This window comes from Methylorubrum populi (assembly GCF_002355515.1).
In the GTDB taxonomy this organism is placed as follows: Bacteria; Pseudomonadota; Alphaproteobacteria; order Rhizobiales; family Beijerinckiaceae; genus Methylobacterium; species Methylobacterium populi_A.
The window spans coordinates 4469854-4487427 of sequence record NZ_AP014809.1 but is presented as its reverse complement, the minus strand read 5'-3'; the positions used below and the strand labels follow the sequence as shown (position 1 = coordinate 4487427).

Below are 17574 nucleotides of genomic sequence, written 5' to 3'. Positions count from 1 at the left end.
CCGTCTTTCGTGACGCTTCTTTCGGGCCAGGGCAGCCATTTCGCTCTGCAAGACGAAGCTAAGCTTATGGAAAGACACGTCTTTCAAAAAATACGCGACTTCGGTTTGAGGCGCGTCAGCGGAGTGGGCCATCCGAGGGCGAGATGCACGAGGTGCCTGCCCCCGTCCGGCCGACCAGATGCGCCAATGTCTGCAGGCTCCGGCGTCGTGTCTCGCACGGGGCCCTGTCGAACGAGGGACGAGCCATGACGGACGCGGTCACGTCCCAAGACTGGCTCTGGCAGAGCCGGACCGGCCTCGTCATGGGCCGAGTGCGACCGGAGATCCTTGATCGCCGTCCTGCCGTGTTCCGTTACGGCTCCGTTTGCCGACGGCGGTCCCGCCACACGCAGGCGAAGGGTCCGCAGCGATTGTTCCATTTTGCGAAGCTATTTTTCCAAGCGAACGCTGCTATGCTCGCTGTGGTTCGAAACCCATGTGATAGACGACTAGGAGGGTTGTGCGTGGCTTCCGTTCAGCGGCCGGGCACGCAGTCACGTAATGACTGGATGGACCGCGCAAAGATGCCGCATACTCAACTGCTGCGCGACATGGCTCTCTTCGTTGAGGTTGCACGAAGAAAAAGCTTTAGTCAGGCGGCAGTGGCATTGGGGATGCCGATTTCTTCCCTGTCACGTCGAATTACCATGTTTGAATCGGTGGTGGGACTGCGGCTCCTGGATCGCACCACCCGCAAGCTGGCGTTGACCTCCTACGGCGAAGCCTACCTCGCGCAGATCTCCCGTCTGGTTGATGAGGCGCAGCGGACCTTCGACGACATGATGGCCGTGGCCAGGGGGCCGAGCGGTTTTCTCAAGATCGCCGCGCCGCCGGATTTCTGGGTGCTGCGCCATCTGTCGAGCGTGATCACGGAGTTTTCTGCCCTCCACGAGCACATCCACGTCCATGTCGATCTCAAGCCGGCGCCCGTCGATCTGGTCGGCGATAGTTACGATCTCGCCGTCGCCATCGAGGAGCCTCACGAGAAGTCGCTGATCGTGCGCAAGGTTGCCGAGGTCGAGAACGGAATCTTCGGATCTCCCGCCTACCTCGCCGAGCGCGGTACGCCCGTGGCGCCCATCGATCTCGAGAAGCATCAATTCATCCTGCCGATGCAGGGCACCTCCGCCACTTGGACGCTCAATCGCGGGGGCGAATCCGTCCCGATCACCGTGGGCGGTCCCCTATCCTGCAACTCGCTGAGCCTTGCCCGGCGCTTCGCCGTGGCGGGACAGGGGCTGACCCGGGCCAACGTCATCAACGTCGACGACGATCTCTCCGCCGGGCGCCTCCAGCGTGTCCTGCCGGATTGGAACCTGCCGGCAACGCCGGTCTACTTCGTCACGACCTCGCGCCTCATGCCGGCGAGGGCGCGCAGCTTCATCGATTTCGCCACGAAGCGCCTCGGCGCCGCGCTGGCCAGCGTCTCGGGCGATACGCGTCGGCCGGTCCGCCGAGCGGGCCACCTGTCGCCCTGAAGGCGATCGAATCTGCAGGCCAAGCCTCGGACGCGGAAAGGGCGACGCGGTGGCGTCGCCCTTCGCATTCGGCGCGGTCGGACGGTCAGGCGTAGACGCTGCTCGGGGCCTGCGGGAACTTCTCGGCGAGCGCCCGGCGCAGCTTCTCCAGGGCCCGGTTCTCGATCTGGCGGACGCGCTCCTTCGAGATGCCGAGGCGGTGGCCCAGCGCTTCGAGGGTCGCCTGATCCTCGGCCAGCCGGCGCTCCCGCAGGATGCGCAGTTCGCGCTCCGACAGCACCGTCAGCGCCTGCCGCAGCCAGACCAGACGGCGCTCGCCATCGACCAGGGCGGAGACCGTCTCGTCGGGCAGGGCGGCGTTGTCGACGAGGAAGTCCATCCGCTCGGAGGAGGCCTCGCTCTCCTCGCCCACGGGGGCATTGAGCGACATGTCCGGGCCGGACAGGCGGGCATCCATCAGCGCCACGTCCTCGCGGGAGACGCCGATGGCGCTGGCGATCCGCCCGTGGATCTCGGAGCCGACCTGCTCCTCGGTCGATTGCATCAGCCGGGCGCGCAGGCGGCGCAGATTGAAGAACAGCGCCTTCTGCGCGGAACTCGTTCCGCCGCGCACGATCGACCAGTTGCGCAGGATGTAGTCTTGGATCGAGGCGCGGATCCACCACGTGGCGTAGGTCGAGAAGCGGACCTCCCGCTCCGGCTCGAAGCGGGCCGCCGCCTCCATCAGGCCGACATGGCCCTCCTGCACGAGGTCTGCCATCGGCAGCCCGTAATGGCGGAAGCGGCCGGCGAGCGCGATCACGAGGCGCATATGCGCTGAGATCAGCCGGTGCAGGGCGCGCTCGTCGCGCGCCTCCTTCCAGGCCACCGCCAACCCGCGTTCTTCTTCCCTCGCAAGGAACGGCGCCTCCATCGCTGTTCGAATGAACTGACGCCGCATCCCCGCGATCTCTGCCATCCCCGCCTCTCTCGTTCGAGCGTTCTTGGTTCGAGCGTTCCGGATCAGCCCTCTCGCGCCTCCTGGTCGGCGAAACGCCGGGCGAGGCCGTGGGGGCAAGCCATCCGTGGCAGAGGCACAACACATCCGTGCGACGCTTGTTCCCTGCGGGCGCGTGGCGTCGGAGAGGAAATGATCAAGAGGGATGCGGGCGGCGCATGAAAAAAGGGCCCGGCGTGGCGCCGAGCCCTCTGGTTAACAAATGCGAGCCGTGCAGCGTCGCGATTCGCCGGCAGGCGCCCTCTCAGGCAGCCTCCTCCTGCACGTCGTCGTCGCCCTCGGCTTCCGCCTCGGCGTCGGCCTTGGCGCGGCGCGGCGACTTGGCGAGGCTCTGCTCGATCAGCTTGAGCGCCTCGGTCTCGGTGATCCGGTTGACCGAGGAGATCTCGCGCACGACGCGGTCGAGGGCGGCCTCGTAGAGCTGGCGCTCGCTGTAGGACTGCTCGGGCTGGGCCTCGGAGCGGTAGAGGTCGCGCACGACCTCCGTCACCGAGATCAGGTCGCCGGAATTGATCTTGGCCTCGTATTCCTGGGCGCGGCGCGACCACATCGTCCGCTTGATGCGGGCGCGGCCGGTCAGCACGTCGAGGGCCTTCTTGACGAGTTCGGGCTCGGCGAGCTTGCGCATGCCGACGCTGTTGGCCTTCGCGGTGGGCACGCGCAGGACCATCTTGTCCTTCTCGAACGAGACGACGAACAGCTCGAGCTTGTAGCCGGCGATCTCCTGCTCCTCGATCGCGGTGATCCGCCCGACGCCGTGCGCCGGATACACGACCGCCTCGCCGGTCTTGAAGCCTTGGCGGCCTGCTGCCGTCGTCTTCTTGGCTGTGGTCATGCGGAATGAGCCTCCACTGTCATCCACGCGGGGCGCGTCCACGCCCGCACGCTCGTCACCTCCGGGGCGGGACACCCGGCGCATGCCCCTGTCCGGCAGCGCGCCTTTGAGGCGCCGGCCGGTTCCCGGGCTTTCGCGTTGCTCCCACCACACGAAAGAACGCGCCGGGAGCAAAATGCTTCCGGCGGTCGATCGCAGCCAACCTCTTTTCCAGAAAGATGGAACTCGCCTTGCGGGCGATGAAAGGAGGGGCGCATCGGGCGTGAGCGACGGCGAGCCCTCATGTAACACGAACGGGCCGGCGAATCAAAGGATTGCCGGCGCGCGAACGCGTCTCCGCATGGGAGGATCGAAGGTTTTGCACGGCTCGGAAAGAGCGTCGCCGGGGCCTCCGGCGGATCTTCCGAGGGAGGACGGGGCGCGTTCGGAGATCCGAAACGGACTGCGGCCTGCGGCGAGAGGCCGCTTCACGCCGCAGGGCGTCCCCGCCTCACGGCGGCGGTCAGTCGCCGGAGCCGGGATTGGGCGAGAAATGCGCCTCCAGCTTGCCGCTCACCCCGTCCCACTGCTTGGCGTCGGCGGGGGCGTCCTTCTTCTGGGTGATGTTGGGCCAGGTCTTGGCGTAGTCGGCGTTGAGCTTCAGCCAGCTCTCGAGGTTGCCCTCGGTGTCGGGCTTGATCGCCTCGGCGGGGCATTCCGGCTCGCACACGCCGCAATCGATGCATTCGTCGGGATGGATGACGAGCATGTTCTCGCCCTCGTAGAAGCAATCCACGGGGCACACCTCGACGCAGTCCATGTACTTGCACTTGATGCAGTTGTCGGTGACGACGTAGGTCATGGGCCGTTCGGTCCTTAGATCCGCTTGTCCTCGCGGGGTCGGGCGTGCCTCTCGGCCGGCCCGCCACCCGCTGTCTCGGCGCGGATGCGATCCCCTGGTGCGGCGGTGTCATGCGATCCGGGCGCCGCCGCCGCCCGATTTGGAAGCGCTCTAGCCCCTGGCCGAGGGGCTGACAAGCACGCCCTTCCGCCCGCCCTCCCCTTCGCAGCCTCTGCGCGGCGCGGAGGGCATTTCGGCAACGCCTCCCTTGCGCCCCCGCCTGGGCTCCCCGGCGCCGCTGCGACCCGTCCGGCTTCGCCCGAGGGACGACATTCCAAGTCGATCCGACGCGTTCAGATCTGCGTAGTCTTAGTCGTTGGTTAATTTTACTGTCTTCGACAATTGAACTTGTCCGGCAGGCAACCTTGGCCGCTATCTGCACGTCGAATGGCACAGCGCGGAACGCTCCGGACGGGGCTCGCCGCGGTGCCGAGATCGCCCTGACGTCGCGTCGTGTCCCGAGGTTGTTCCATGGCCGCCCCCCTGCTCCGACCGAGCCTCTTTCCCTCCCTTGCTCTCGCGGCCGTCCCGATCTTTGCCTCGGCCGTCGTCCTTGCCGTGCCCGCGCAGGCCGGGGGGGCTTGCGTCAGCGCCGAGTGCTATCGCCGCGTCGTGACGCCGCCGGTCTACGACACCGTCTCGGAGCGGGTGCTGGTCCAGCCGCCGCGCACCGTCTACCGCACGACGCCGCCGGTCTACGACACGGTATCCGAGCGGGTGCTGGTCGCCCCCGGCGGGCGCCGCTGGGAGACCCGGTACGACGCCTACGGCCAGCTCGTCGGCTGCTGGGTCACCACGCCGCCGCGCTACGCGGTGCAGACCCGCCGCGTGCTGGTGCGCCCGCCGGAGGCGATCCCGGAGACCTTGCCGCCGGTCTACGCCACCACGCAGCGCCGCGTTCTGGTTCAGCCCGCTCGCGCCGCCTGGGTGCCGGCCGCGGCCCCCGTGGCCGGACCGGATGTCGGCGCCGCGTCCGGCTACGGCCCCCTCGGGGTCGGTTCGATCCCGGACGCCTTCGGCCTTGCCGGCGCCTCCTCCGCGGATATCGCGGTGGGCCTCGGCTTCTCGCGGGGCAGCATCTACGACGGGTATTGAGACGCGCTTGCCGCCGCCCGCGCCTGCGGCCTTGATTCGAGGCGGGGCCGCCGTAGCTCTCTCCCCGGCGCGAGAGGGATGGAGCAGGTCATGGCGGCGTTCAGAGCCTGGGTGATCGAGAAGGGCGAGGCCGGTCAGAGCCTCGCCCTGCGCGAGTTCGACGAGGCCGACCTGATGGACGGCGACGTCACCGTGCGCGTCTCCCATTCGGGCCTGAACTACAAGGACGGGCTCGCCATGACCGGCCGGATGCCGGTGGTGCGGCGCTTTCCCATGATCCCCGGCATCGACTTCGCCGGCACCGTCGAGGCTTCCGACCATCCCGATCACAAGCCCGGCGACGCGGTGGTGCTCACCGGCTGGGGGGTGGGCGAGACCCATCTCGGCGGGTTGGCCGAGCGCGCCCGCCTGCGAGGCGACTGGCTGGTGCCCCTCCCCGAGGGGCTGAGCCCGGCCGAGGCGATGGCGATCGGCACGGCCGGCTACACGGCGATGCTCTCGGTTCTCGCTCTGGAACGGCACGGGCTTACGCCCGAAGACGGGCCGGCCCTGGTGACGGGCGCCTCCGGCGGCGTCGGCTCGGTGGCGGTGGCGCTCCTCAAGCGCGCCGGCTGGCACGTGATCGCCGCGACCGGGCGCGCCGGCGAGGCCGACTACCTGAAGAGCCTCGGCGCGGCCGAGATCCTGGAGCGCGAGGCGCTCGCGGGCGAGCCGCGTCCGCTGGCCAAGGAGCGCTGGGCTGCCGGGATCGATGCGGTCGGTGGAAAGGTGCTGGCCAATGCCCTGTCGATGACCCGGGGCGGCGGGGCGATCGCCGCCTGCGGCAATGCCGGCGGCATGGATCTGCCGAGTTCCGTCGCGCCCTTCATCCTGCGCGGCGTCTCCCTCATCGGCATCAACAGCGTGACGACCCCGCAGGGGCCGCGCCGCGAGGCCTGGGCCCGCCTCTCGCGCGACCTCGACCGCGATCTCCTGCGGCGGATGACGCGGACGGTGTCCCTGGAGGAGGCCGGCGGCCTCGCTGAGACCCTGCTCGAGGGGCAGGTGCGGGGCCGCACGGTCGTCGCGATCGGCTGAGCCGGCATCCCGGCACGCGGGAACCCCGGTGCAGGCTTAGGCATTGCGTATCTTATGAGCAGAGCATTCGTCCGTGAGCCGGAAGGCGGAGAAGCCTTCGAGGATCTTCCTGACCGCCCGATTTCCTCCCACACCAACTTCGTGACGCCGGAAGGCCTCGCGCAGATCGAGGCCGAGGTGGCGCGGCTGGAGACGGAGCTGTCGGGCCTCTCGCCGCAGCAGGACAAGGCGGACCATGCCCGCCTCTCGCGCGACCTGCGCTACTGGAGCGCGCGCAAGAACTCGGCGCAGCTCGTTGAGGCGTTCGAGGGGGACGTGGTGCGCTTCGGTGCGACCGTCACCGTGCTGCGCGAGGACGACACGCGCCAGACCTTCCGCATCGTCGGCGAGGACGAGGCCGACCCGTCGGCCGGCTCGATCTCCTACGTCGCGCCGCTCGCCCGCGCGCTCACCGGCAAGGGCGTCGGCGACACCGTCACGGTGAACGACCACGAATTCGAGATCGCCGAGATCCGCTGAGCGAAAGTCAGGGGTTTCGAAAGGGCAAGCCCTTTCGCGGGTTCAGGGCGGAGCCCTGGAGGAAGACCGGGGTTCCACCCCGGCGCCCCGCCAAAGGGATGATCCCTTTGGAAACCCGGACTTCGATCAGGTGAACAGGCTCGACACGCTCGACTCCGTCGCCGTGCGCCCGATCGCCTCGCCGAGCAGCGGCGCGATCGAGATCACGCGGATGTTGCGGGCGAGCTTCACGGCCTGCGTCGGCAGGATCGAATCGGTGATGACGAGCTCCTTCATCCGCGAGGCGGCGATGCGCGAGACCGCGCCGCCCGAGAGCACCCCGTGGGTGATGTAGGCCGACACGTCCCGGGCGCCGGCGTTGAGCAGCGCCTCGGCGGCGTTCACCAGGGTGCCGCCGGAATCGACGATGTCGTCGACGAGGATGCAGGACTGGCCCTCGACGTCGCCGATGATGTTCATCACCTCCGACTCGCCCGCCCGCTCGCGGCGCTTGTCGACGATGGCCAGCGACGCGTCGATGCGCTTGGCGAGCGCGCGGGCGCGCACCACGCCGCCGACGTCCGGCGAGACCACCATGCGCTCGCCGGGCGCGAGGCGCTCCTTGATGTCGCGCACCATCACCGGGGCGGCGAACAGGTTGTCGGTGGGGATGTCGAAGAAGCCCTGGATCTGGCCGGCATGGAGGTCGAGGGTCAGAACGCGGTCGGCGCCCGCCTCGGTGATGAGGTTGGCGACCAGCTTGGCCGAGATCGGCGTGCGGCCCGAGGTGCGCCGGTCCTGCCGGGCGTAGCCGAAATAGGGGATCACCGCCGTGATGCGCCGCGCCGAGGACCGACGCGCGGCGTCGATCATGATCAGCAGCTCCATCAGGTGGTCGTTGGCCGGGAACGAGGTCGACTGGACGATGAACACGTCCTCGCCGCGCACGTTCTCCTGCAGCTCGACGAAGATCTCCATGTCGGCGAAGCGCCGGACCATGCAGTTCGCCAGCGGCAACTCGAGGTAGCCGGCGATCGCTTCGGCGAGTGGGCGGCTCGCGTTGCCGGCGATGATCTTGATGGACGACGTCATGCCGGGCGTCTCTCGGCTCACTCTTCAGTCATTCGCGGGACGCTACGCGAAACGATTACGTCCGAGACCGCACAAGCATCCGGCCGCGCGGCTCATACCAGCGACACCCTGCCGTCACAATGGTTTCATGGATCCGGCCCCGCTCAACCGCGATCACGGTTCGAGCAGGCGGTGCAGATGGACGATGAAGTAGCGGGTCTGCGCGCTGTCGACGGTCGCCTGCGCCTTGGCGCGCCACGCGGTCTGGGCCGAGGCGTAGTCGGGAAAGATGCCGACGATGTCGAGATCCTTGATGTCCCGGAAGCGCACGCCCGAGACATCCTCCAGCTCACCGCCGAACACGAGGTGGAGCTTCTGGTCCGAGTCGATCGTCGTGGTCACGCGCCTCTCCTGCGGGATGCCGGGGCCCGCCGCCGGTGAGGCAGGAGCCGTGCCGCTCGGTCGCAGAGCCGGCCGGGCCGGTCAAGCCGCCTCCGCGCAAGGAGGGGATGACCCGGAGGCGGGACGGGCAGGATCCGCGGCTTCCGCGCGTCAGAACAGCGAGCCCTGCCGCGCCGCCGGCTCGGAGGGGCCTTCCGCGGCTTTCGGCGCCGGTTCGGGCGCGGTCCGGCGGGAGGCACGCTTCGGTCGCGGCGGCGCGGGCGGGGCCTCGACCGGGACGGCAGTCGCCGGATCGCCCGGTGCGTCCTCGGGGCGCGCGAAGACGGCGCCGTCGGCGAACTGGAGCTGGAGCCGCGCGGCGGTCGCGGCGGTCGTGGCCGAGCGCACCGGCAGGCCGTCGGCGTCGCGCACCAGGGCGTAGCCGCGGGCGAGCACGGCCTTGTAGCTCAAGGCGCCGAGCAGGCCGGCCTGCGCCCCGAGCCGGTCGCGGCGGCGCTCGATGATGCGGGCGATGGCGGTGCGCGGGCGGTGGTCGATCCCGGCGAGCCGCGCCCGCGCTTCGGCGAGCGCGATGGCGGGCGAGCGCCGGGTCAGCCGGTCGGCGAGGCGGTTGAGGCGCTCGCGGGAATCGCGGGCATTGGCGGCGAGCGCGGGGCGCAGCCGCGCGTCGGCGAGGTCGAGGCGCTGGCGCTTGGCGGCGAGGAACGCGTCGGCGCCGGGGATCGCCCGCACCAGGGCGCGGAAATCCGCTCGCTCGCGCTCGATCCGCCGCAGCATCGTGCCCGCCTGCCGGGCGCCGAGATCGTGGATCTGGGCCGAGAGTTCGGCGCGCACCGGCACCGCCATCTCGGCCGCGCCCGTGGGTGTGGGGGCGCGGCGGTCGGAGGCGAAGTCGATCAGCGTGGTGTCGGTCTCGTGGCCGACCGCCGAGATCAGCGGGATCTCGGATTCGGCGGCGGCGCGCACCACCGCCTCCTCGTTGAAGGCCCAGAGATCCTCGATCGAGCCGCCGCCGCGGGCGACGATCAGCACGTCCGGCCGCGGGATCGCGCCATCGGGAGAAAGCCCGTTGAAGCCCCGGATCGCCGCGGCGATTTCTTCGGCCGCCCCCTCCCCCTGGACCCGCACCGGCCAGACCAGTACGGGGCGGGGAAAGCGGTCCTCCAGCCGGTGGAGGATGTCGCGGATCACCGCGCCGGTGGGCGAGGTGACGACGCCGACCACCCGCGGCAGGAACGGGATCGGCCGTTTCCGCTCCGCCTCGAACAAGCCTTCGGCCGCGAGCTGGCGCTTGCGCTCCTCAAGCAGAGCCATCCAGGCGCCGATGCCGGCGGGCTCCATCGAGTCGATGACGATCTGGTACGAGGATTTTCCGGCAAACGTCGTGATCTTGCCGGTGGCGACGACCTCCAGCCCTTCCTTGGGCTTCTGGCGCAGGCGCCCGAGCACGCCCTTCCACACCACCGCGTCGATCTTCGCCGTGCCGTCCTTGAGCGAGAAATAGGCGTGGCCCGAGCCGTGCGGCCCGCGATAGCCTGAGATCTCGCCGCGCAGGCGCACATGGCCGAAGGCGTCCTCCAGGGTGCGCTTGAGGGCGGCGGCGAGATCGCCCACCGACCATTCGGGGGCATTGGCCTGGAGCAGCGCCGCGGGCGCCGGCTCCCCCGGCGGCGGCACGGCGGCGGCGATCGCGGGACGTGGCGGGGGCACGAGCGGCATGGGGCCGGACGCTAGGGAACCCGCCGGGGGAGGTAAAGGCCGAGCGGCCGATCGGTTGGGGAAGGGCGTCCGGGTGTGGCGCGGCGGCCGCGTCCCTTGCCCTTCCCTATCCGGGACAGGCCTTGCTTACCAGAAGGCGCCGTCGGACGCGGGACGAGGCCTTCTGAGTCAGATCAGACGCGTGAGGATCAGCGCCGCCGTCACGGCCGGAGCCGCCGCAGCCGCCACGGCCCAGGGCCAGACCGGCGCGAGACGGGAGCGGCGGTTGTCGTTGGCGGCCCGGGGCGCCGAGCGGCGCTGGATCACGTAATCCGACAGCCGAACGATCGGGCGCTCGCGGGGCGGGCGGGAGGGGGAGGCGATCGAGTGGCGACAGATCGGCATGGCGGTCATCAACAGGCGAGCCCGGCCAACCGTTCCGTCCGGCGCGCGGGATAAGGTGATCCCGGGCGCAAGGCGGACGGGAGGCCGCACCGGCCGCTCACCACAGCGAGAACTCGGTGGCGAAATCCGTCGTCCGCAGCGGGCATTTCGGTGCGGGGCAGGGATCGGCCGGCACGGTCGCGAGCCCTCCATCCGCCCCCGCCTCGAAGCGCAGGCGCACCGGCGGGTCGTCCTCCTTGGCGTAGGCGAGCCGCACCTCGAAGCGGATGGCGTCGAAAGCCTTGCGGTCGGCGTAGACGATGACGTCGCGGGAGACGGATTCGCCCGGGTTGAGCTCGGAGGGCTCGCTCGGGAGCGAGGTCGCGCCGGAGAACAAGACGCCCTGGCGCAGGATCGGCGCGCCGGTCTCGCGCAGGTAGTCGCGGGCGGAGTCGACGCTCGCCGTGCCGGAGAGCGAGGTCCGGAAGGCGGCCTCCCGCGCCGCCACCTCCGCCTCCCCTTGCGCCCCCGGCTCAGAGAAGCGGGTGCGCAGGCCGACCACGGTGTAGGTGAGCCCGAGCACGCGCACGCCCGCCTGGCCGACATTGGTGCGGGTCACGGTCGAGCGGATCGCCACCCGGTCGCCGCGCTCGCCGACCCGGACGAGGTCGGTCTTCACCGAGACCGAGGGCGGGGCGAGCCCCGGCTTGATCCGCGCCTCGTAGACGAAGGTGTAGACGCCCCAGGCCCCCGCCCCGAGGATCGCCAGGGTCTGCACCAGGGTGTTGGCGCCCTCGAGACCGAGCCGCCGCCGCATCCGCCCCGGTCGCTCGCGAGGGTCCTGACGACGAACCTGATCACGATCTCGCGGCGCCATGCGGCGGATTCTCCCTTGGGTTACGAGGTGCGTTACTGGTTGCGTCGCCGGGGCAAACGCGAAACGCCCTTTCCCCGGCCCAAAATTTTTTGGATAGGGTCTCGTCATGACCGAGCCCTTCTCCATCCTGCTCATCGGCTCCGGCGGGCGCGAGCACGCCCTGGCCTGGGCCATCGCCAAATCGCCGCTCTGCGCGAAGCTGTTCGTCGCGCCGGGCAATCCCGGCACGGCCCGGCACGGCGAGAACCGGCCGGATCTCCCCGTCTCCGACCACGCGGCGGTCGTCGCCTTCTGCCGGGCGGAAAACGTCGGGCTGGTGGTGGTGGGGCCGGAGGCGCCGCTGGTCGCCGGGCTCGTCGACGACCTGCAGGCCGCCGGCATCCCCGCCTTCGGGCCGACCCGGGCCGCGGCGCAGCTCGAAGGTTCGAAGGGCTTCACCAAGGATCTGTGCGCCGAGCACGACATCCCGACCGCCGCCTTCGCTCGCTTCACCGAACTGGAGCCCGCGCTCGCCTATCTGCGCGAGCGCGGAGCACCGATCGTGGTCAAGGCCGATGGCCTCGCCGCCGGCAAGGGCGTGACGGTCGCCGAGTCGCTGCCCGAGGCCGAGGCGGCCGTGCGGGCGATCCTCGACGGCAGCGAAGGGGGCGCGCTCGTCATCGAGGAATGCCTGTTCGGCGAGGAGGCGAGCTTCTTCGCGCTCTGCGACGGCACCCGCGCCATCCCGATCGGCACGGCCCAGGACCACAAGCGCGTCTATGACGGCGACCGCGGCCCCAATACCGGGGGCATGGGCGCCTATTCCCCCGCCTCCATCGTCACGCCGGAGATCGCCGAGACGGTGATGACGCGGATCATCGCGCCGACCCTGGCCGGCATGGCCGCCCGGGGCACGCCGTTCGCCGGCATCCTCTATGCCGGGCTGATGCTGACGGATGAGGGCCCGAAGCTCATCGAGTACAACACCCGCTTCGGCGACCCGGAGGCGCAGGTGCTGATGCCGCGCCTGTCCGGCGACCTCGTGCCGGCGCTGCTGGCGGCGGCCAAGGGGGATCTCTCCGGCGTCTCGATCGGCTTCGACGCCTCCCGCGCCGCGCTCACCGTGGTGATGGCGGCGCGGGGCTATCCCGGCGCGGTGACCCGCGGCACCGAGATCCGCGGCGCCGAGGCGGCGGGGGGCGAGGCGGAGGACGGGACGGTCCTGGTGTTCCAGGCCGGCACCCGCCGCGACGGAGACCGGCTGCTCGCCGATGGCGGCCGGGTGCTCGCCGTCACGGCGCTCGGCGCCAGCGTGCGGGAGGCGAAGGACCGCGCCTACGCGGCGGTGCGGCGGATCGATTGGCCGGACGGGTTCTTCCGCAGCGACATCGGCGGCCGGGAGGTCGCCCGCGAGGCGGCTTCCTCCGACGCGTAATGCCCGATTTCCTCGACCTCGCCTTCGCCGCTGCCCGTGAGGCCGCGGCGCTCGGCGAGGTGCCGGTCGGTGCGGCCGTGGTGCGGGACGGGACCGTGCTCGCGGTCGCGGGCAACCGGCCGCGCACCCTGTCCGATCCCACGGCCCATGCCGAGATCCTGGCGATCCGCGCCGCCTGCGCCGCGCTGCGCGACGAACGGCTCACCGGCTGCGACCTCTACGTCACCCTGGAGCCCTGCCCGATGTGCGCGGGCGCGATTTCCTTCGCCCGCATCCGCCGGCTCTACTACGCCGCCGCCGATCCCAAGGGCGGCGGCGTCGAGCACGGGCCCCGAGTGTTCAATCAGCAGACCTGCCACCACGCCCCGGAGGTCTATTCGGGCTTTCGCGAGGGCGAGGCGGCGGACCTCCTCAGGGATTTCTTCGCGCAGCGGCGGGGATGAACCGGAGCGCCCCCGATTGCGGGGCGCGCTCCGGCTCGGTCGCCGAACCGCGGCGGTCCGCGGCGCGTTCGATCCCTCGTCCTTCCAAACCGCACCGGAGCCCTCGCATGGTCCCGACCTATCAGCGCGCCCTGATCGTCGGCGCCGGCCCAGGCTTGAGCGCCGCGCTGGCGCGTCTGTTCGCGGCGGAGGGGCTGAAGGTCGGGCTCGCCGCGCGCAACACCGAGAAACTCGCCGGCCTCGCCGCGGAGACGGGGGCCGTGCTCCATGCCTGCGACGCCACCGATCCGGGCGCGGTTGAGGCCCTGTTCCCCCGGCTCGAGCCGGCGCTCGGCGGCGCGCCGGACGTGGTGGTCTACAATGCCAGCGGCCGGCTGCGCGGGGCCACCGTCGATCTCGATCCGGAGGCGGTGGCGCGCGCGCTCGCGGTCTCGGCCTATGGCGGCTTCCTCGTGGCCCAGGCCGCCGCCCGGCGGATGCTGCCGCATCGCCACGGCGCGATCCTGTTCACCGGCGCCTCGGCGAGCGTGAAGGGGTTTGCCGGCTCCACCCCCTTCGCCATGGGCAAGTTCGCCCTGCGGGGCCTCGCCCAGAGCCTCGCCCGCGAGTTGCAGCCCCAGGGCATCCACGTCGCGCACATCGTGATCGACGGCGCGATCCGCTCTGCCGCCCGGCCCGATCCCGGGGAGCGCCCCGACGCGACCCTCGACCCGGATGCGATCGCCAAGAGCTACCTCGCCCTCCTGCGCCAGGATCGCAGCGCCTGGACCGACGAGATCGCCCTGCGGCCGTGGGTGGAGAGCTTCTGAGGGGATAGGCCTTTCCCGCTTGGTGGGTTCGGTTCAGCCCCCACCACCGTCATTCCGGGGCCAAGGCGACCCCGGAATCCACGACGGGCCTCGACGGAGCCATGTTTCCCGCATCGCGGGTGGATCCCGGGTTCCGCTGCGCGGCCCCGGGATGACGCGAGCCGGCACCGAGGCGATCGATCCGAAATCAGACTACGCCGCCAGAAAGGCCTGCAGCGCCCGCAGCGTCGGCTCCGGCGCCTCCTCGGCCATGAAGTGGCCGGAGGCGATCCGCGCGCCCTGCGCCTGCGGCGCGAAGGTCCGCCGCCACGCCGCCAGGGCCGTTTCCGGCTTGTCGTGATCGAGATAGGCCTCGCTCGCGAGGACGAGCACCGGCATCGCCAGGGTCCGGCCCGCGGCGAGGTCGTCGCGGTCGGCGGCGCGGTCCGGCCCGTCGGCGCCGCCCGCCCGGTAATCCTCGCACATCGCGTGGATGCGCTCGGGCACGTTCCAGGCCTGTCGGTACAGCGTGAGCGCGCGGGCGTCGAAGGCGGCGAGGTCGCGGCCCGCGCTCCAGCCGCGCAGCAGCCCCTCGAAATAGCCGTCCGGGTCGCGGCGGATCGCCTCCTCCGGTTCCGGGGCGGGGCGGGCCAGGAACGGCCAGTGCGGATTGGCGCCCGGCTTCGCCTCGATGCGGGTCCACTGGACGTCCGTCGGCACGATGTCGAGGATCGCGAGCCGCTCGATCCGGCCCGGCTCGTCGAGGGCGAGCCGGTAGCCGACGCGGGCGCCGCGATCGTGGCCGGCCAGCGCGAAGCGCACATGGCCGAGGCGCTCCATCACCGCGACGATCTCCGCCCCGAGCCGCCGCTTGGCGTAGGCGTGCTCCCCGCCTCGCGCGTCGGGGGCGGCCGACCAGCCGTAGCCCTTGAGGTCGAGGGCAATGACGCGGTGCGTTTCGGCCAGCGCCGGCGCCAGCCGGTGCCACATGGCGTGGCACTGCGGAAAGCCGTGCAGCAGGAGGAGCGGCGGTGCGTCCCGCGGACCCGCGGCCCGTCCGAACCATCGGCCGGCCGGCCCCTCGATCCAGAGCGGCTCGAAGCCGGGAAACAGGTCGTCGCCTTCCGCCATCCGCAATCCTTCCCGCTGCGCGGCTCCCGTGCCGCGGATAACGGCTCGGCGCGGCGAAGGCTCCGGCGACTTCGCGCCCAAGATCTGGCCCAGGACCTGGCCCAAGGCCTGGTCCAGGGCCGTCCTGGCGTCATGATCGCCATGAACTTGAGATTTATTAACACAACCTAGTAGCACGTTCGGGTGCCTGCACAATTCAGGCGGCAGTCATCGGCCTCCCCTGCACTTGGATTGGCGCAGCTCAGATAGGATTTTGAGCAGAATGTCGAAGACGTGAGCATGAGGAAATATTTACATTTCGCCTCGAAAGATCCGGTTCGCCCACGGTAGTGCCATGCCCCTGAACGACCTTGAAGAACTGGCGCGGATCGCCTTCGACTGGTTCTGGACCACCGATGCCGAGGACTGCTTCCGCTATCTCTCCCCAGGTGCGGAGCGCCTTCTGGGCTGCCCGCCGGAGAGCCTGATCGGACGCGCGCGCGAGACCCTGGCCTGCCCGGGGGAGGAGGCGAGCCTCCCGCAATATCGCGCGGCGATCGCCGCGCGCCGCCCCTTCCGCGACCTGACCTACGTCTATCGCCATCCCGACGGTATGCCGCGCTGGTTCGAGATCAGCGGCCGGCCGCTGTTCACGCCCGAGGGCGACTTCCTAGGGTACCAGGGCGTCGGCAGCGACGTCACCGAGCAGCATCGGACCCGGCGCGCCCTCGTCGAGGCGCATGCCCAGCTCAGCGAGCAGAACCGGCGCTTCGACGCCGCCCTGGAGAACATGACCCACGGGCTGTGCATGTTCGATGCGGAGCAGCGGCTCCTGGTGTGGAACCGGCGCTACCTGGAGATCTTCGGCCTGTCGGAGGACGCGGTCCATGTCGGCATGAGCCAGCGCGCCATCATCGAGACGCTGGTGGCGCTCGGGCGCTACAAGCGCGGCGCCACCGTCGATGCGATCAGCGAGGGGACCCGCACCTCGCTCACCGAGGACGGGCTGAAATCGGTCCTGCGCGAACTCGCCGATGGACGGGTCATCGCCGTGACCCACCGGCCGATGGACGGCGGCGGCTGGGTGGCGACCTTCGAGGACATCACCGAGCGGCGGCGCAACGAGGCGCGCATCATCCACATGGCCCGCCACGACGGGCTCACCGACCTGCCCAACCGCACCCGCCTGCGCGAGATCGGCGCCGAACTGATCGAGATGCCGAGCACCGGCGCGGGGGCGCGGGTCGCCGTGCTCTGTCTCGATCTCGACCGGTTCAAGCCGGTCAACGACAGCTTCGGCCACGCGGTGGGCGATTGCCTGCTGCGGGCGGTGGCCGAGCGGTTGCGGGGGCACGTGCGCGGCCACGACGTGGTCGCCCGGCTCGGGGGCGACGAATTCGCGGTGATCTCCCGCGTCGAGGATGCGGCCGGGGCGACGGGGCTGGCCGAGCGCCTGATCGCCGTGGTCGCGGCGCCCTACCTCCTCGACGGGGTCACCGTCGAGATCGGGATGAGCGCCGGCATCGCCCTGGCCGAGGCCGAGGGCGGCGTGCCGCAGGACATCGAGCGCCTCCTCAAGGAGGCCGACATGGCCCTCTACGAGGCCAAGGCCGGGGGGCGCGGCACCGCCCGCCTGTTCGAGCCGCAGATGGACGAGACCCTGCGCGAGCGGCTCGGCCTCGAACGCGAGCTGCGCGAGGCGCTCGCGCAGAACCGCTTCGAACTGCACTATCAGCCGCTCGTGGACCTGTCCGACAACCGCATCACCGGCGTGGAGGCGCTGGTCCGCTGGCGCCATCCCGAGCGCGGCCTCGTGAGCCCGGCGGTGTTCATTCCCCTGGCCGAGGAGACCGGCCTGATCGTATCGATCGGCGAGTGGGTGCTGCGCCAAGCCTGCCGGGATGCCGCCGCCTGGCACGACGGGATCAGCGTGGCGGTCAACGTCTCGCCGCTGCAGCTGCGCCACCGCGGCTTCGTTCAGAGCGTGCTCAGCGCCCTCGCGATGAGCGGCCTCAAGGCGAGCCGCCTTGAGCTGGAGATCACCGAGAGCGTGCTCCTCGACGACACCGAAATGAATCTCGAGACGCTGCACACCCTGCGCAAACTCGGGGTGCGCATCTCCATGGACGATTTCGGCACGGGCTATTCCTCGATCAGCTACCTGCGCCGCTTCCCCTTCGACAAGATCAAGATCGACCGTTCCTTCGTGCGCGACTGCGCGGCCCAGTCGGAGGCCGGAGCGATCATCCGCGCCATCGTCAGTCTGGGGGCGAGCCTCGGCATCACCACGCTCGTCGAGGGCGTCGAGACCGAGCCGCAGCTCGCCACCATCCGGGCGGAGGGCGCGCAGGAGGTGCAGGGCTACCTGTTCAGCCCGCCCCGGCCGGTCCACGAAATCGCCGTCCTGCTCGAGGCCGGTTCCGCGTCCGAGGGGCGGCCGGCACGAACGCTGGCGGCCTGACGGACGTCCGGACGAGATTTTCGCACG

General features: G+C 70.7%; 17 protein-coding genes. 8 read left to right on the top strand and 9 right to left on the bottom strand.

Going from position 1 to position 17574, the window contains the following annotated elements:
- Positions 1-503 precede the first annotated feature (503 nt).
- On the top strand, positions 504-1517 hold the full coding sequence (locus tag MPPM_RS20790; protein WP_244573374.1) for a LysR family transcriptional regulator: 1014 nt from the start codon (positions 504-506) through the stop codon (positions 1515-1517).
- A gap of 85 nt (positions 1518-1602) precedes the next feature.
- Here the strand turns inward: MPPM_RS20790 and MPPM_RS20785 are convergent, their stop codons facing one another.
- The 3 genes from MPPM_RS20785 to fdxA form a co-directional block, all read right to left on the bottom strand.
- On the bottom strand, positions 1603-2475 hold the full coding sequence (locus tag MPPM_RS20785; protein WP_096486682.1) for an RNA polymerase factor sigma-32: 873 nt from the start codon (positions 2473-2475) through the stop codon (positions 1603-1605).
- A gap of 283 nt (positions 2476-2758) precedes the next feature.
- Complete coding sequence (locus MPPM_RS20780) at positions 2759-3349, bottom strand: CarD family transcriptional regulator (protein ID WP_096486681.1); 591 nt, start codon at positions 3347-3349, stop codon at positions 2759-2761.
- Between the two features lie 502 nt (positions 3350-3851).
- Complete coding sequence (gene fdxA, locus MPPM_RS20775) at positions 3852-4190, bottom strand: ferredoxin FdxA (protein ID WP_017484287.1); 339 nt, start codon at positions 4188-4190, stop codon at positions 3852-3854.
- 510 nt (positions 4191-4700) lie between these two features.
- On the opposite strand from fdxA, the gene MPPM_RS20770 reads away from it, so the two are divergent.
- The 3 genes from MPPM_RS20770 to greA all read left to right on the top strand — a co-directional run bounded on the left by MPPM_RS20770 (position 4701) and on the right by greA (position 6920).
- Positions 4701-5324, top strand: a complete 624-nt coding sequence (locus MPPM_RS20770) for a hypothetical protein (protein ID WP_096486680.1) — start codon at positions 4701-4703, stop codon at positions 5322-5324.
- Between the two features lie 90 nt (positions 5325-5414).
- Complete coding sequence (acuI, locus tag MPPM_RS20765; protein ID WP_096487949.1) at positions 5415-6401, top strand: acrylyl-CoA reductase (NADPH); 987 nt, start codon at positions 5415-5417, stop codon at positions 6399-6401.
- Positions 6402-6455: 54 nt separating this feature from the next.
- Complete coding sequence (greA, locus tag MPPM_RS20760) at positions 6456-6920, top strand: transcription elongation factor GreA (RefSeq protein ID WP_096486679.1); 465 nt, start codon at positions 6456-6458, stop codon at positions 6918-6920.
- A gap of 126 nt (positions 6921-7046) precedes the next feature.
- Here greA and MPPM_RS20755 read toward each other — a convergent pair whose 3' ends face one another.
- From MPPM_RS20755 to MPPM_RS20735, 5 genes are all read right to left on the bottom strand, one after another.
- The gene (locus MPPM_RS20755; RefSeq protein ID WP_096486678.1) at positions 7047-7991 is read right to left on the bottom strand and encodes a ribose-phosphate pyrophosphokinase; all 945 of its coding nucleotides are present in this window, start codon (positions 7989-7991) and stop codon (positions 7047-7049) included.
- 153 nt (positions 7992-8144) lie between these two features.
- Positions 8145-8372 (bottom strand): DUF4170 domain-containing protein, encoded by a 228-nt coding sequence (locus MPPM_RS20750; protein ID WP_063987092.1) that lies wholly within the window; start codon positions 8370-8372, stop codon positions 8145-8147.
- A gap of 150 nt (positions 8373-8522) precedes the next feature.
- The gene (xseA, locus tag MPPM_RS20745; protein ID WP_096486677.1) at positions 8523-10091 is read right to left on the bottom strand and encodes an exodeoxyribonuclease VII large subunit; all 1569 of its coding nucleotides are present in this window, start codon (positions 10089-10091) and stop codon (positions 8523-8525) included.
- Positions 10092-10259: 168 nt separating this feature from the next.
- Positions 10260-10484: a hypothetical protein gene (locus tag MPPM_RS20740; protein WP_173807933.1), complete on the bottom strand. Its 225-nt coding sequence runs from the start codon at positions 10482-10484 to the stop codon at positions 10260-10262.
- 88 nt (positions 10485-10572) lie between these two features.
- Positions 10573-11271 (bottom strand): hypothetical protein, encoded by a 699-nt coding sequence (locus tag MPPM_RS20735; protein ID WP_244573373.1) that lies wholly within the window; start codon positions 11269-11271, stop codon positions 10573-10575.
- A gap of 166 nt (positions 11272-11437) precedes the next feature.
- Between MPPM_RS20735 and purD the strand changes: the two genes are divergently transcribed.
- From purD to MPPM_RS20720, 3 genes are all read left to right on the top strand, one after another.
- Positions 11438-12745, top strand: a complete 1308-nt coding sequence (gene purD, locus MPPM_RS20730) for a phosphoribosylamine--glycine ligase (protein ID WP_096486675.1) — start codon at positions 11438-11440, stop codon at positions 12743-12745.
- Positions 12745-13188: a nucleoside deaminase gene (locus tag MPPM_RS20725; RefSeq protein WP_096486674.1), complete on the top strand. Its 444-nt coding sequence runs from the start codon at positions 12745-12747 to the stop codon at positions 13186-13188. Before purD ends, MPPM_RS20725 begins: the two co-directional genes overlap by 1 nt.
- Positions 13189-13295: 107 nt before the next feature.
- Positions 13296-13997 carry an SDR family NAD(P)-dependent oxidoreductase gene (locus tag MPPM_RS20720; RefSeq protein ID WP_096486673.1) on the top strand — a complete coding sequence of 234 codons (702 nt, stop codon included), beginning with the start codon at positions 13296-13298 and terminating at the stop codon, positions 13995-13997.
- Between the two features lie 192 nt (positions 13998-14189).
- Here MPPM_RS20720 and MPPM_RS20715 read toward each other — a convergent pair whose 3' ends face one another.
- A complete protein-coding gene (locus tag MPPM_RS20715; protein ID WP_096486672.1) occupies positions 14190-15107 on the bottom strand; it encodes an alpha/beta fold hydrolase in 918 nt (305 codons plus the stop codon).
- Between the two features lie 334 nt (positions 15108-15441).
- Here MPPM_RS20715 and MPPM_RS20710 point away from each other — a divergent pair, with 334 nt between their 5' ends.
- Positions 15442-17547, top strand: a complete 2106-nt coding sequence (locus MPPM_RS20710) for a putative bifunctional diguanylate cyclase/phosphodiesterase (protein WP_096486671.1) — start codon at positions 15442-15444, stop codon at positions 17545-17547.
- Positions 17548-17574: the final 27 nt, after the last annotated feature.